The organism is Streptomyces sp. CB00316 (genome assembly GCF_001905595.1).
Lineage (GTDB): Bacteria > Actinomycetota > Actinomycetes > Streptomycetales > Streptomycetaceae > Streptomyces.
The window spans coordinates 22,349-34,904 of the sequence record NZ_LIXI01000003.1 but is presented as its reverse complement, the minus strand read 5'-3'; the positions used below and the strand labels follow the sequence as shown (position 1 = coordinate 34,904).

Below are 12,556 nucleotides of genomic sequence, written 5' to 3'. Positions count from 1 at the left end.
CACTCAGAGCAAGGCGTTCGATGCCTGTCGCAGACGATTCCCTCTCCGCCACCAGCACGGTTGCGCCGCCTCCCTCACCGGGCCGTTCGCAGGACGCGTTCGTGCTGCTGGCCGCCGTCCAGGTGGTCCTGGTGCTGGCGATCACCATGCTGTCCGTGGCCCTGCCCACGGTCAGGACCGAACTGGGCCTCTCCGTCGCCCAGCTGACGCTGGTCAGCGCGGCCTACGGACTGTCCTTCGGCGGTCTGCTGCTCCTCGGCGGCCGCATCGCCGACCTGTACGGACGCCGCCGCGTCTTCGTCGCCGGCACCGCGCTGTTCGGCCTGGCCTCCGCCGTCGGCGGTTTCGCCCCGGACGTGACGACCCTGCTGACGGCCCGCCTCGTCCAGGGCGCCGGCGCGGCTTTCGCCGCCCCCGCCGCCATGGCACTCGCCGTCTCGCTCCATCAGGCGCCGCGAGCCCGCGCCCGGGCCATGGGCATCTGGGGTGCGCTCGCCCCCCTGGGTGCCGCGGTCGGCACGCTCGTCTCCGGGGCCGCGATCGTGTGGTTCTCCTGGCGCTGGACCTTCCTCGTCCCCACCCTGGTGGCGGTGGTCGCCGTGCTGATGGCGCCCCGCCTGCTGCCCCGCGACACCGGCACACCGGCCGAGGGCAAGGTCGACGTGCTCGGCGCCGTCCTGGCCACGGCCGGCCTCTCTCTGCTCAGTTACGGCCTGGTCCACGCGGCCGAAACCTCCTGGACCTCGGCCGCCGTGACGGTACCGAGCGTTCTCGGCGTCGTCCTGCTCGCCGCCTTCGCGCTCGTCGAACGGCGGGCCCCCGACCCGCTGCTCCCGCCGGGCTTCCTCGTGTCGCGGCGCCGGGCGACCGCGTTGTGGGCGGTACTCATCGCCTCGGCCGGCACGGCGACCATGTTCTTCCTGCTCTCCCTCTACTTCCAGCAGGTGGCAGGCCTCTCTCCGCTGCGCACATCGGCGGCGTTCCTGCCGTTCACCGTGGTCCTGCTGGCCGTCGGACCGCTCGGCGGCCGCCTGGTCGCACGGCTCGGCTCCCGGACGGTCATCGCCACCGGGCTGCTGCTGGCCGCCGCCGGTCTCCTCCTCCTCGGCCGCCTCACCGACCACAGCCCGTACGCGGGCCCGGTCCTCGCCGGACTGCTGCTGCTGCCGGCCGGCATCGCCCTGGTCTTCTCCGCCGCCACCATCACCATGCTCAACGACGTTCCGGCGGAGCAGTCGGGTCTGGCCGGGGGTGTCGTCAACACCGCGCTGGAGACCGGACCGACGATCGGCCTCGCCGTACTGGCCTCACTAGCCGCCTCGCACACCGCCGGCCTCACCGGCGGGGCCACCGCCCGTACCGCGGCGGAGGCATCGGGCTACGCCTTCGCCTTCACCACCGCGGGCGTCGTCTTCGCGGTCTCCGCACTCGCCGCCGTCCTGCTCCTGCGCGGGCAGAGCAGGCACGACCTTCCCGCCGACCGTGCGTGAGCCGGCGCCGAGGAAGAGCAGCCGGCACCTCCCGCGGTCCCGATGACCGGCGGTCCGTCCAACCACGCGCGTCCGGCGTCAGCGACGCCCGTCGAAAGGGGAACGAAGATGGTCCGGGACACCGATGTCGCGGTGGTGGGCGGAGGCCCCGTGGGCATGCTGCTCGCGGCGGAGCTGGCCCTGCACGGGGTACGCACCACGGTGCTGGAGCGCCTGCCCACGCCGACCGGTGAGTCGAAGGCCGGAACCCTGCACGCCCGTACCGCCCAGACGCTGAACCGGCGCGGTCTGCTGGAGGCCGTCCAGCCCGGCCCGCACCGGGCTTCGGCACACCGGCACCGGCAGGTGCCCTTCCACTTCGGCGGCATCTTCGGCCTGGACCTCGCCCCTGTGGTGGAGGAGTTCCCCGCCATGCTGGGCAGCCCGCAGGCGTACGCGGAGAACGTCTTCGCCCGGCGCGCACAGCAGCTCGGCGCGGAGATCCGGCGGGGCCAGGACGTCACCGCCGTCGAGGACACGGGCGACGAGGTCAGGCTGACGGTGCGCGGTGTCGACGGCGAGTCGGTGCTGCGCGCGGGATGGGTGGTGGGCTGCGACGGGGTGCGCAGCACCGTACGGAAACAGGCGGGCATCCCGTTCTCCGGGACGCTGCCGACGATCTCCTGCCTGATGGGCGAGGTGGAGCTGGCGGAGCCGCACCGGGTACCCGCCGGCTGGCAGCGTACGGAACGCGGATGGACCATCTTCTGGGTCAACCCGTACGGGCGCAGCCGGATCGGAACGTACGACTTCCGCGGCCCGCACCCCGACCGGCACTCCCCGGTCACCCTCGACGAGTTGCGGGGTGAGGCGGAGCGGATCACCGGCGAGCGCGTGGCGATGTCCTCCCCGAAGTGGCTGACGCGGTTCAGCGATGCGGCGCTGCAGGCGGAGGAGTACCGCCGGGGCCGGATCCTGGTGGCCGGGGACGCCACGCATGTGCATTTCCCCGCCGGGGGCCAGGGGCTGAACACGGGTCTGCAGGACGCGGTCAACCTCGGCTGGAAGCTGGCCGCCGAGGTGAACGGCTGGGCGCCCGCAGGGCTGCTGGACACGTATCACAGCGAGCGGCACCCGGTGGCGGCCGAGGTGCTGTACAACGTGCGGGCCCAGGTGGCGCTGATGAACCCGGACCCTTCGGCCGACGCGCTGAGGCAGCTCTTCGGCGAACTCATGGAGATGAAGGAGGTCAACGCCTACCTCGCCGGGATGGTGAGCGGTACCCGTACCGTCTACGGCGTGGGGCGGCCCGACGACCCGATGGCCGGCCGGTTCGTCCATGACCTGGGCCTCAGGACCGAGCGGGGCCCGGTCCCCCTGTCCTCGCTGCTGCACGCGGGGCGCGGACTCCTGCTCGATACGGCGGGGCGCCCGGATCTGCGTGAGGTGGCGCGCCCCTGGGCGGACCGGGTGGATGTGGTCCCGGCCGCCGCCGAGGGCGAGGAGCTTCCCGCGGAGGCGGTCCTGCTGCGGCCGGACGGCTACGCGGCGTGGAGCGCTCAGGGCGGGACGGCGGATGCGCGGGACCTCGAAGCCGCGCTGCTGCGCTGGTTCGGAACCGTATAGATCCCGCTCGGACAATCCTCGACAGCACAGTTCGTCACGTGTGCTGCCCGTCACTTTCGACGACTTGACTAAGTATCCGGTCGAGATTGGCCGCCCCTTCCTGGGCGGATGCAACATGAGCGTGCGTTCTCACCCGGAGAACGGAGAGTTCACGGCCCGTCGCCCCCCACTTAACAGACTGCGCTCGTGCACGAAACCGCTCTTTCTCAAAGGATCAGCATGAAGTCTGTCAAGCGACGTGTCGTTCTTTCCGGTGCCGCAACCGTCGCGGCAGGAGCGGGAATCGCGGCGGCGACCGGTATCACCCGAGCACCGAACGCCGCCGCGGCGTCCGCCGCCGCCACCTTCAACGCGGTGACCGTCAAACCGGCCGACATCCAGTATCCGGAACTGATCAGCGGAATGAACCAGCGCTGGGTCAGCGCCCCCGACTACATTCGTGTCGTTTCCACCACCGAGCAGGTGACCGCCGCGGTTCAGGAGGCGGTGGACGCGGGGAAGCGCATATCGATCCAGGGGGGCGGCCACTGCTACACGGACTTCGTGCACAATCCCGAAGTCAAGGTCGTCATCAACATGACGGAGATGAGTGAGGTCTATTTCGACACGGCGCGCAACGCGTACGCCGTGGAGGCCGGTGCGACGCTCACCGAGGTCTACGAGACGCTGTTCAAGGTCTACGGGGTCACCGTTCCCGGCGGCATGTGCTTCTCCGTCGGTGTGGGCGGCCATGTGAGCGGCGGCGGCTACGGCCTGCTGTCCCGCAAGCTCGGTTCGATCATCGACTACCTGCACGCGGTCGAGGTCGTCACCGTGAACGCCGCCGGCAAGGCCCAGGCGGTGATCGCGACGCGCGCCGACAACGACCCCAACCGCGACCTGTGGTGGGCCCACACCGGCGGCGGAGGCGGCAACTTCGGCGTCGTCACCCGCTACTGGTTCCGCGACCCGAAGCCGACCAACAGCCGCCTGACGGTGCTGCCCAAGCCGCCGAAGACGGTCCTGGTCAACGCGGTGTCGATCCCCTGGAGCCAGCTCGACAAGGCCGGCTTCACCCGGCTGATCAAGAACTACGGCGCCTGGCACGAGGCGAACATGTCGCCCACCTCCCCCAACAAGGGCCTGTGCAGCTTCCTGCTGGCCAACCACAAGGTCAACGGGAACATCGGTCTGCTCACCGTCGTCGACGGCACGGAGCCGAACGCCGAGCAGATGCTCCAGGACTATCTGGCGGCCATCACGGCGGGCGTCGGTGCCACGGCCCGGCCGGTGAACGAGCCCATCGGCGAGCACATCGCCATGCCGGACCTCTTCCACCCCGTACGGCTGCCCTGGTTCACCGCGGTCCGGCTGCTGGGCACGAGCAACCCGACGCTGACCAACCCCACCCTGCGCGGCGAGTACAAGTCGGCGTACATGAAGAAGAACTTCACGGACGCGCAGGTCGGCTCGATGTGGACGCACCTGACGCGCACGGACTACGTCAACGACCAGGCGCTCATGGTGCTGCTGTCCTACGGCGGGCAGATCAACGCCGTCGCGTCGGACGCCACCGCGTCGGCGCAGCGCGACTCCGCCTTCAAGGTGCTCTTCGAGACGTTCTGGTCGGACGCCTCGGAGGACGCCCAGCACATCGGCTGGTGCCGTGACATCTACACCACCGTCTTCTCCTCGACCGGCGGCTATCCGGTGCCGGGGGCGCAGACCGACGGCTGCTATATCAACTACCCGGACGCCGACATCCGCAACCCGCAGGTGAACCAGTCCGGAGTGGCCTGGTCGACGCTCTACTACAAGGCCAACTACCCGCGTCTGCGGCAGATCAAGGCCAAGTACGACCCGAAGAACATCTTCCGGCACTCGCAGTCGATCGAACTGCCCGCCTGACGGCGCCGGCCGCTCGACCCTCGCATCCCGGGAAGGCCCGGTGCCGGCGCTGCGCGCGAGCACCGGGCCTTCCCCCCTTCTCCGACCTTGAGGAAATCACGATGACCACGCTCAGCTGGACCGTCCCGATGTACCTGCCGGAAACCCCGTCGGGAATACAGGTGAACAACGAGGAACTGTGGCATGCCATGGTCCACAAAGCGCAGGACCCGGCGAAGTACGTGCCGTACATCACGGGCTGTGAGGTCCTTGAGGTGTACGAGGACGGCCTGCTCCGGGAAATCACCTACGCGGACGGCAGGAGGGTCAGCGAGCGCGTCGTCTACGAGCCGCCCACGCGGATGACTTTCCAGGCGCACAACGATCCCGATGTCGCGGAAATCGTCAATGAGATCGGCACGGACGGCGACGGCCGGCCGACGTTCACGCTGCGGTTGACCTTGACCGGAGACGGTCAGCTCAAGGGGCAGAAGGATCCGGAATTTCTGCCGCACATCTCGAAGACGTTCTCCAGCTCGCTGCTGCCCATCGTCCACGGCGCGGTAAACGGAACCTGACGTATTCCCCTGAGCGGCATTGCCGCACCCGTCCCCCGGGACAGATAGTCACAGACGTCTCGACATTACGCGTTCTCAGCGAGAGGAAACCCCTTTATGTGCGGCCTGGCCGGATGGGTGAGTTACGGGCGTGACCTTCGGGAGTACACCCGGACCGCGTCGACCATGACGGAGACCATGGTGTGCCGTGGCCCGGACGCCGGCGGCCTGTGGAGCTCGCAGCACGCCGTTCTCGGCCACCGCCGCCTCTCGATCATCGATCTGGAGGGCGGCCGGCAGCCGATGGCCGTCGCCGAGGGCTCCGACGACCTGCCCGTCATCACGTACACCGGGGAGGTGTACAACTTCCAGGAACTGCGGCAGGAACTGCGCGGCCTGGGACACGAGTTCCGCACGTCGAGCGACACCGAGGTGGTCCTGCGCGCCTACCTCCAGTGGGGTGCCGGCTTCGCCGAGCGGCTCAACGGCATCTACGCCTTCGCCATCTGGGACCCGCGCTCCGAGGAACTGCTGCTGGTCCGCGACCGGATGGGCGTCAAACCGCTCTACTACCACCCCACCGAGGACGGGGTCATCTTCGGGTCCGAGCTCAAGGCGATCCTCGCCCACGAGGACGTCGAGGCGGTCATCGACGGCGAGGGCCTCCGGGAGATCTTCTCGATCGTCAAGACGCCCGGACACGGGGTGCTCAAGGGCATGTACGAGGTCCTGCCCGCCACGGTCATGCGGTTCTCCAAGGACGGCTCCTCCTCCCACCGGTACTGGGAACTGACGGCACGGGAGCACACCGACGACCTCGACACCACCATCGACACGGTCCGCGAGCTGCTCGAGGACATCGTGGAGCGTCAGCTGATCGCGGACGTCACGGTGGGCACGCTCCTCTCCGGCGGCCTCGACTCCAGCGCCATCACGGCGATCGCCGCCAAAGCGCTGGCGGACAAGGGCGTCACCGAGCCGATCCGGGCCTTCTCCGTCAACTTCACCGGCCACGAGGAGCGTTTCGAGGCGAACGTCCAGTGGGCCGACCCGGACACCCCGTACGCCATCGAGGTCGCCGAGCACGTCGGGGCCGAACACATCATCGTCGAGCTCGACAGCAACGACGTCCTGAACGACGAGGTGCGCCAGCAGGTGCTGCGCGCCCAGGACCTCCCGGTGTCCACGGGTGACATGGAGTACTCGCTGCTGCTGCTGTGCCGCGCGCTGAAGGAGCGTATGACGGTCGCTCTGTCCGGCGAGGCAGCCGACGAACTCTTCGGCGGGTACACCTGGTTCCACGACGAGGAGGCCGTCTCCCTCGACAGCTTCCCCTGGCACCACCCCTTCGAGAAGGCCGGCGGCATCGGCGCGCTGCACGACATCGGCCTGTGGGACCGGCTCGGGCTGACCGAGTACATCAAGCAGCGCTACACCGAGGCCCTCCAGCAGGTTCCCCGGCTGGCCGGGGAGACGGGCCACGAGGCCCGGATGCGTGAGCTGACCTTCCTGAACCTCACCCGCTGGGAGAACTTCCTGCTGGACCGCAAGGACCGCGTCAGCATGGCCGCGAGCCTGGAGGTGCGCGTTCCCTTCACCGACCACCGGCTGGTGGAGTACGTCTACAACACCCCGTGGGCGATGAAGAGCTTCGACGGCCGCGAGAAGAGCCTGCTGCGGGCGGCCATGCGGGGCGTCCTGCCCGACTCGGTCCTGGACCGCAAGAAGAACCCGTACCCCTCCACCCAGGACCTCACCTACGAGCTGGAGCTGCGCAAGCGCGTCGAGGCCATCATCACCGAGGGCGCCCCCGTCCTCGACCTGGTCGGCGAGGCGGACATCCGCAGGCTGCTCGACCGTCCCGAGGGCTCCTACGCCGTCGGGGGCCCGTGGAGTGCCCGCGCCGTCCTGGAGCGCCTGGTCGAGTTCAACACCTGGGTGAGCGACTACGACGTGAGGGTCGTGCTGTAACGCTCCGGCCGGCCGCCCGGCACGAGCCGGGACGTACGGACCGTCGGCCCGCACCTCCCACGTGCCGCATCACTCCTCACCGCGCCCGCCCGCAGCCGGACCCGTTCCGGCACGCCCTGCTGAGGGAACCGATGATTGACATTCAGTCCTCCATCCGATCCATACCCGCGCTGCAACAGCCCGACTGGAGCGCCCATCCCCGTCTCGGGGACGTACAGGCAGACCTCGAGCGGATGCCGGCCCTGGTGGATGCCGAGGCGGTACGCCGTCTGCGCTCCCTGCTCGCGGAAGCCGCCGCGGGTCATCTCCGGGTGATCCAGACCGGTGACTGCGCCGAGGACCCGGCCGAGGCCACCCCCGAGGACGTCACGCGCAAGAGCGCCCTGCTGGACCTGCTGGCCGGGGCGATGAAGCTCGCCTCGGGGAACTCGGTCGTACGGGTGGGGCGGCTGGCCGGCCAGTTCGGCAAGCCCCGCTCGTCCCCCACCGAGCTGGTGGACGGCGTCGAACTGCCGGTCTACCGCGGCCACATGGTCAACCGTCCGGAGCCCGACGCGGAGCTGCGCCACCCCGATCCGCGGCATCTGCTGACCGGCTACCGGGCCGCCAGCGACATCATGCACTACCTCGGCTGGCGCGGCACGGCGAGCCGCTCGGTGCTCGACGTCCCCGTGTGGACCAGCCACGAAGCACTGCTGCTCGACTACGAACTGCCGCTGCTGCGCCGCGAGCCCGACGGCTCTCTGCTGCTCACCTCGACCCACTGGCCGTGGGTCGGCGAGCGCACCCGGCAGCTGGACGGCGCCCACATCGCGCTGCTCGCCGCCGTCTCCAATCCCGTCGCGGTCAAGGTCGGGCCCACCATGACGCCGGACGAGCTGCTCGCCCTCTGCGACCGTCTCGACCCCCGGCGACACCCCGGCCGGCTCACGCTCATCGCGCGCATGGGCGCCGACAACGTGGCCGAGAGGCTGCCCGCCCTGGTCCGTGCGGTCCACCAGGCCGGCCACCCGGTGCTCTGGCTGTCGGACCCGATGCACGGCAACACCGTCACCAGCCCCGACGGTCTCAAGACCCGCATGGTGTCGACGGTGGTGCGTGAGGTCGAGAACTTCCAGAACGCCGTGTGCGCGAACGGCGGTGTCGCCGCCGGTCTCCACCTGGAGACCACCCCGGAGAAGGTCACCGAGTGTGTCCTGGACGCCTCGGAACTCCGCCGGGTCGGCGACAAGTACCTCAGCTTCTGCGATCCCCGCCTCAATCCCCAGCAGGCCATCGAGGTCGTCTCGGCGTGGCGGGGCTGAGTCCGGACCCGTCCGGCGACGCGCATCCATCACTTGTAGGAGGTACGAACGTGGAAGGCAGAGTTGCCCTGGTCACCGGGGCCGCCGGCGGCATCGGCGAGGCGGTCGTCCGGCTGCTGGCGGACCGCGGGGTGAAGGTCGCCGCCGTGGACCTGGTCCCCGAACGGCTGGCGGAGTCCGTGGAGAAGCTGCGGGCCGACGGGCTGGCCGTGACGGGTTTCGCAGCCGATGTCGCCTCCAGCGCCGAGGTGGAGGCCCTGGCGGAGCGGGTCGAACGTGACCTGGGCCCGGTGGACTATCTCGTCAACGCCGCGGGCGTGCTGCGTCTGGGCGCGGCACGGGACCTCACCGACCAGGACTGGACGGCCACCCTGGCGGTGAACACCAACGGTGTCTTCTTCACCTCCCGCGCCCTCGTCAACCGCATGATCCCCCGCCGGCGCGGCGCCATTGTGACCGTCGCCTCGAACGCGGCGGGCACCGCGCGTACGGAGATGGCCGCCTACGCGGCGTCCAAGGCTGCGGCGACAGCCTTCACCAAGTGCCTCGGTCTCGAGGTCGCCCAGTACAACATCCGCTGCAACCTGGTCGCTCCCGGTTCGACCGACACGCCCATGCTGCGCGGGATGCACACCGCCCAGACCGCGGCCAAGGCCTCCGTCGCGGGCAATCCCGACGCCTACCGGGTCGGCATTCCGCTGGGCAAGGTCGCCCGTCCCGAGGACGTGGCGCAGGCCGTGCTGTTCCTCCTGTCCGACCAGGCGGGCCACATCACCATGCACGACATGACCGTGGACGGCGGAGCCACCCTCGGTGTCTGACCACGAAAGGACCCCCAGCGCCATGCCCGGCATACCCCCTGTTGAGCCCTACCCCATGCCCGAAGCCGCGGATCTGCCGGTCAACACGGTGGACTGGCAGGTGGACCCCGAGCGGGCGGTGCTGCTGCTGCACGACATGCAGGAGTACTTCCTCCGGCCGTTCCCGCGCTCCGCCGCGCCGGGGGCCACGCTGGTGGGCAACGCCGTGCTGCTGCGCGAGCGGTGTGCCGCGCTGGGCATCCCGGTCGCCTACACCGCGCAGCCCGGCGGTATGACCCCGCAGGAGCGCGGCCTGCTGAAGGACTTCTGGGGCCCGGGGATGCGTCCCACCCCCGAGCACAAGCAGGTCGTGCGTCCCTTGGAGCCCGCCGAGGGCGACTGGGTCTTCACCAAGTGGCGCTACAGCGCCTTCTTCAAGTCCGATCTGCTGGAGCGCATGCGGTCCCACGGCCGTGACCAGCTCATCATCTGTGGCGTGTACGCACACGTCGGTGTGCTGATGACCGCGGTCGACGCGTTCACGAACGACATCCAGCCGTTCCTGGTGGCCGACGCGGTCGCCGACTTCTCGGCGGACTACCACCGCCTCGCCCTCGACTACGCGGCGCAGCGCGCCGCCCGGGTCGTGACCACCAAGTCCGTCCTGGTCGAACTCGATACGAACGAGTCAGCGCGTTGAGTACGGCCTCGGTGAAAGGAACCCCCATGGCCGGTCAGGACGCCGTGTCCGATGTCCTGTCGCGGATCCTCGACGGATCCGCGGGCGCGTTCGCCCTTCTGCACCGGCCCGAGTCGGCCGGACCCGACGTCCTGGAGCTGCTCCGGGGGGAGGTGGGACAGGCCGCAAACCTCGCCGACCTGCCCCTGGACGAGGACTCGGCGCCGGGTCAGGAGCTGCTCGCCCTCATTCCGTACCAGCAGATCACCGAGCGGGGTTACGCCGCGCACACCGACGACGCGCCCCTGCTGGCGATGAGGGTGCGTGAGCAGACCGTCCTGCCGCTCGGCGAGACCCTGCCGCTGCTGCCCGACGATCCGGTCAAGCTGGCCGACGGCCACTTCGACGTCGACGACGACGCCTATGCCGACATCGTGCGACGGGTGATCGCGGACGAGATCGGCACCGGTGAGGGCGCCAACTTCGTCATCAAGCGCTCCTTCACCGCGCAGCTGCCCGGTTTCGGTCCGCGCGCGGCGCTGTCGTTCTTCCGCCGACTCCTCGAGCGGGAGGCCGGGGCGTACTGGACCTTCCTCGTCCATACGGGCGACCGGACGTTCATCGGCGCCACCCCGGAGCGGCACATCAGCCTGCACGACGGTACGGCGGTGATGAATCCGATCAGCGGCACCTACCGCTACCCCGCGAACGGGCCGACGCTCGACGGCGTGCTGAAGTTCCTGGACGACCAGAAGGAAGCCGACGAGCTGTACATGGTCGTCGACGAGGAACTGAAGATGATGGGCCGGCTCTGCCCCGCGGGGGGTCGGGTGGCGGGCCCGTACCTCAAGGAAATGGCCCACCTGGCCCACACGGAGTACTTCATCGAGGGCCGTACGGAACGGGACGTGCGCGAGATCCTGCGCGAAACGCTCTTCGCACCGACCGTCACCGGCTCACCGCTGGAGAGCGCGGCCAAGGTGATCAGCCGTTACGAGCCCACCGGCCGGGGCTACTACAGCGGGGTCGTGGCCCTGATCGGGCGCGACGCCTCGGGCGGGCGCACCCTGGACTCCTCGATCCTGATCCGCACCGCCGAGATCGACGGTGCCGGGCAGATGAAGATCGGCGTCGGCGCGACCCTGGTACGCCACTCCGACCCGGTCTCCGAGGTGCACGAGACCCGCGCCAAGGCGGCCGGGCTGCTGGCCGCGCTGGGTGAGCAGGAGTCCAGCCGGTTCGGGGCGCACCCGGCCGTACTCGAAGCCCTCGGCGAGCGCAACGGCACCATCGCCGGCTTCTGGCTCAAGGGCGTCGTGGACCGGGACCGTGTGAAGAGCGCCCTGGCCGGGCGCAGCGTACTGGTGATCGACGCCGAGGACACCTTCACCTCGATGATCGCCCACCAGGTCCGCTCGCTGGGCTGTGAGGTGACGGTACGCCGCTTCGACGAGCCGTACGACATCGACGGCTACGACCTCCTCATCATGGGGCCGGGACCGGGAGATCCGCGGGAGACCAGCCACCCGAAGATCGCGCATCTGCGGGCGGCGGTCGCCCAGGTGCTGGACGAGCGGCGGCCGTTCCTCGCCGTGTGCCTGAGCCACCAGGTGCTGAGCACTCTGCTCGGCCTGCCTCTGGTGCGGCGCCTGGTCCCGAACCAGGGGGCCCAGCACGAGATCGATCTGTTCGGCCGGCGTGAGCGGGTGGGCTTCTACAACGCCTACGCCGCGCGCGCCGACCAGGACAGCTTCGAGCATCCGGTGCACGGGCGCATCGAGGTCAGCCGCAGCAGCTCGACCGGTGAGGTGCACGCCCTGCGCGCCGAACGCTTCGCGTCCATGCAGTTCCACGCCGAATCCGTGCTGACCCAGAACGGTCTGCGGATCTTCGGCACCCTGCTCGAGTCCTTGGCCGCCTCATGCGTGCGGTGATCGTGTGGTGGGACCTGGCGGCCTCCCGGCAGACCATCGAGTCCCTGCGCGACTTCCTTCGGGACGAGGCGGTGGAGAGGTTCTCGAAGATCCCCGGCCTTCGACTGAAGTTCTGGATCTCGGACGCGGACACCGGGCGCTGGGGGGCGGTGCTGCTGTGGGAGTCGGCCGAGGCCGCCTCCCGGCCGCTGCCGTCCCGGGCCGCCGAGCTCATCGGCTATCCGCCCACCGAGCGTCACGCCTTCGACGTGGAGGCCACCGTGGAGGGTGGGTTCACGCTCGCCGCCCTGGCCGGCCGCGGCCTGGCCCTCGACGACACGGCTCCGGGCTGAACCGCTGACACCGGGTCC

10 protein-coding genes are annotated in these 12,556 nt (G+C 69.9%); all 10 read left to right on the top strand.

The genetic code is table 11. The annotated features are described in order from the left end of the window. Positions 1 to 20 precede the first annotated feature (20 nt). Positions 21 to 1,490, top strand: coding sequence for an MFS transporter (locus AMK21_RS08295; RefSeq protein ID WP_234421871.1), 1,470 nt, complete (start codon positions 21 to 23; stop codon positions 1,488 to 1,490). 108 nt (positions 1,491 to 1,598) lie between these two features. Then, positions 1,599 to 3,095 carry an FAD-dependent monooxygenase gene (locus AMK21_RS08290; RefSeq protein ID WP_073875748.1) on the top strand — a complete coding sequence of 499 codons (1,497 nt, stop codon included), beginning with the start codon at positions 1,599 to 1,601 and terminating at the stop codon, positions 3,093 to 3,095. 219 nt (positions 3,096 to 3,314) lie between these two features. Beyond that, positions 3,315 to 4,982: an FAD-binding oxidoreductase gene (locus tag AMK21_RS08285; RefSeq protein WP_073875746.1), complete on the top strand. Its 1,668-nt coding sequence runs from the start codon at positions 3,315 to 3,317 to the stop codon at positions 4,980 to 4,982. Between the two features lie 101 nt (positions 4,983 to 5,083). After that, positions 5,084 to 5,539, top strand: a complete 456-nt coding sequence (locus AMK21_RS08280; RefSeq protein ID WP_079181113.1) for an AtaL-like protein — start codon at positions 5,084 to 5,086, stop codon at positions 5,537 to 5,539. A 96-nt stretch (positions 5,540 to 5,635) separates the two neighbouring features. After that, complete coding sequence (asnB, locus tag AMK21_RS08275) at positions 5,636 to 7,489, top strand: asparagine synthase (glutamine-hydrolyzing) (RefSeq protein WP_073875743.1); 1,854 nt, start codon at positions 5,636 to 5,638, stop codon at positions 7,487 to 7,489. 131 nt (positions 7,490 to 7,620) lie between these two features. Next, positions 7,621 to 8,793, top strand: coding sequence for a 3-deoxy-7-phosphoheptulonate synthase (locus AMK21_RS08270; RefSeq protein WP_073875741.1), 1,173 nt, complete (start codon positions 7,621 to 7,623; stop codon positions 8,791 to 8,793). Positions 8,794 to 8,843: 50 nt separating this feature from the next. Continuing rightward, complete coding sequence (locus AMK21_RS08265; RefSeq protein ID WP_073875739.1) at positions 8,844 to 9,614, top strand: 2,3-dihydro-2,3-dihydroxybenzoate dehydrogenase; 771 nt, start codon at positions 8,844 to 8,846, stop codon at positions 9,612 to 9,614. Between the two features lie 22 nt (positions 9,615 to 9,636). Next, complete coding sequence (locus AMK21_RS08260) at positions 9,637 to 10,293, top strand: isochorismatase family protein (protein ID WP_073875737.1); 657 nt, start codon at positions 9,637 to 9,639, stop codon at positions 10,291 to 10,293. A 26-nt stretch (positions 10,294 to 10,319) separates the two neighbouring features. Further along, positions 10,320 to 12,206: an anthranilate synthase family protein gene (locus AMK21_RS08255; protein ID WP_073875735.1), complete on the top strand. Its 1,887-nt coding sequence runs from the start codon at positions 10,320 to 10,322 to the stop codon at positions 12,204 to 12,206. Next, complete coding sequence (locus tag AMK21_RS08250; RefSeq protein ID WP_073875733.1) at positions 12,194 to 12,538, top strand: hypothetical protein; 345 nt, start codon at positions 12,194 to 12,196, stop codon at positions 12,536 to 12,538. Before AMK21_RS08255 ends, AMK21_RS08250 begins: the two co-directional genes overlap by 13 nt. The last annotated feature ends 18 nt before the right edge of the window (positions 12,539 to 12,556 follow it).

Bases quoted from the DNA above. Each gene is read 5' to 3' on its own strand.
- AMK21_RS08295 (WP_234421871.1), top strand. From the start codon at position 21: ATGCCTGTCGCAGACGATTCCCTCTCCGCCACCAGCACGGTTGCGCCG.
- AMK21_RS08290 (WP_073875748.1), top strand. From the start codon at position 1,599: ATGGTCCGGGACACCGATGTCGCGGTGGTGGGCGGAGGCCCCGTGGGC.
- AMK21_RS08285 (WP_073875746.1), top strand. From the start codon at position 3,315: ATGAAGTCTGTCAAGCGACGTGTCGTTCTTTCCGGTGCCGCAACCGTC.
- AMK21_RS08280 (WP_079181113.1), top strand. From the start codon at position 5,084: ATGACCACGCTCAGCTGGACCGTCCCGATGTACCTGCCGGAAACCCCG.
- asnB (WP_073875743.1), top strand. From the start codon at position 5,636: ATGTGCGGCCTGGCCGGATGGGTGAGTTACGGGCGTGACCTTCGGGAG.
- AMK21_RS08270 (WP_073875741.1), top strand. From the start codon at position 7,621: ATGATTGACATTCAGTCCTCCATCCGATCCATACCCGCGCTGCAACAG.
- AMK21_RS08260 (WP_073875737.1), top strand. From the start codon at position 9,637: ATGCCCGGCATACCCCCTGTTGAGCCCTACCCCATGCCCGAAGCCGCG.
- AMK21_RS08255 (WP_073875735.1), top strand. From the start codon at position 10,320: ATGGCCGGTCAGGACGCCGTGTCCGATGTCCTGTCGCGGATCCTCGAC.
- AMK21_RS08250 (WP_073875733.1), top strand. From the start codon at position 12,194: ATGCGTGCGGTGATCGTGTGGTGGGACCTGGCGGCCTCCCGGCAGACC.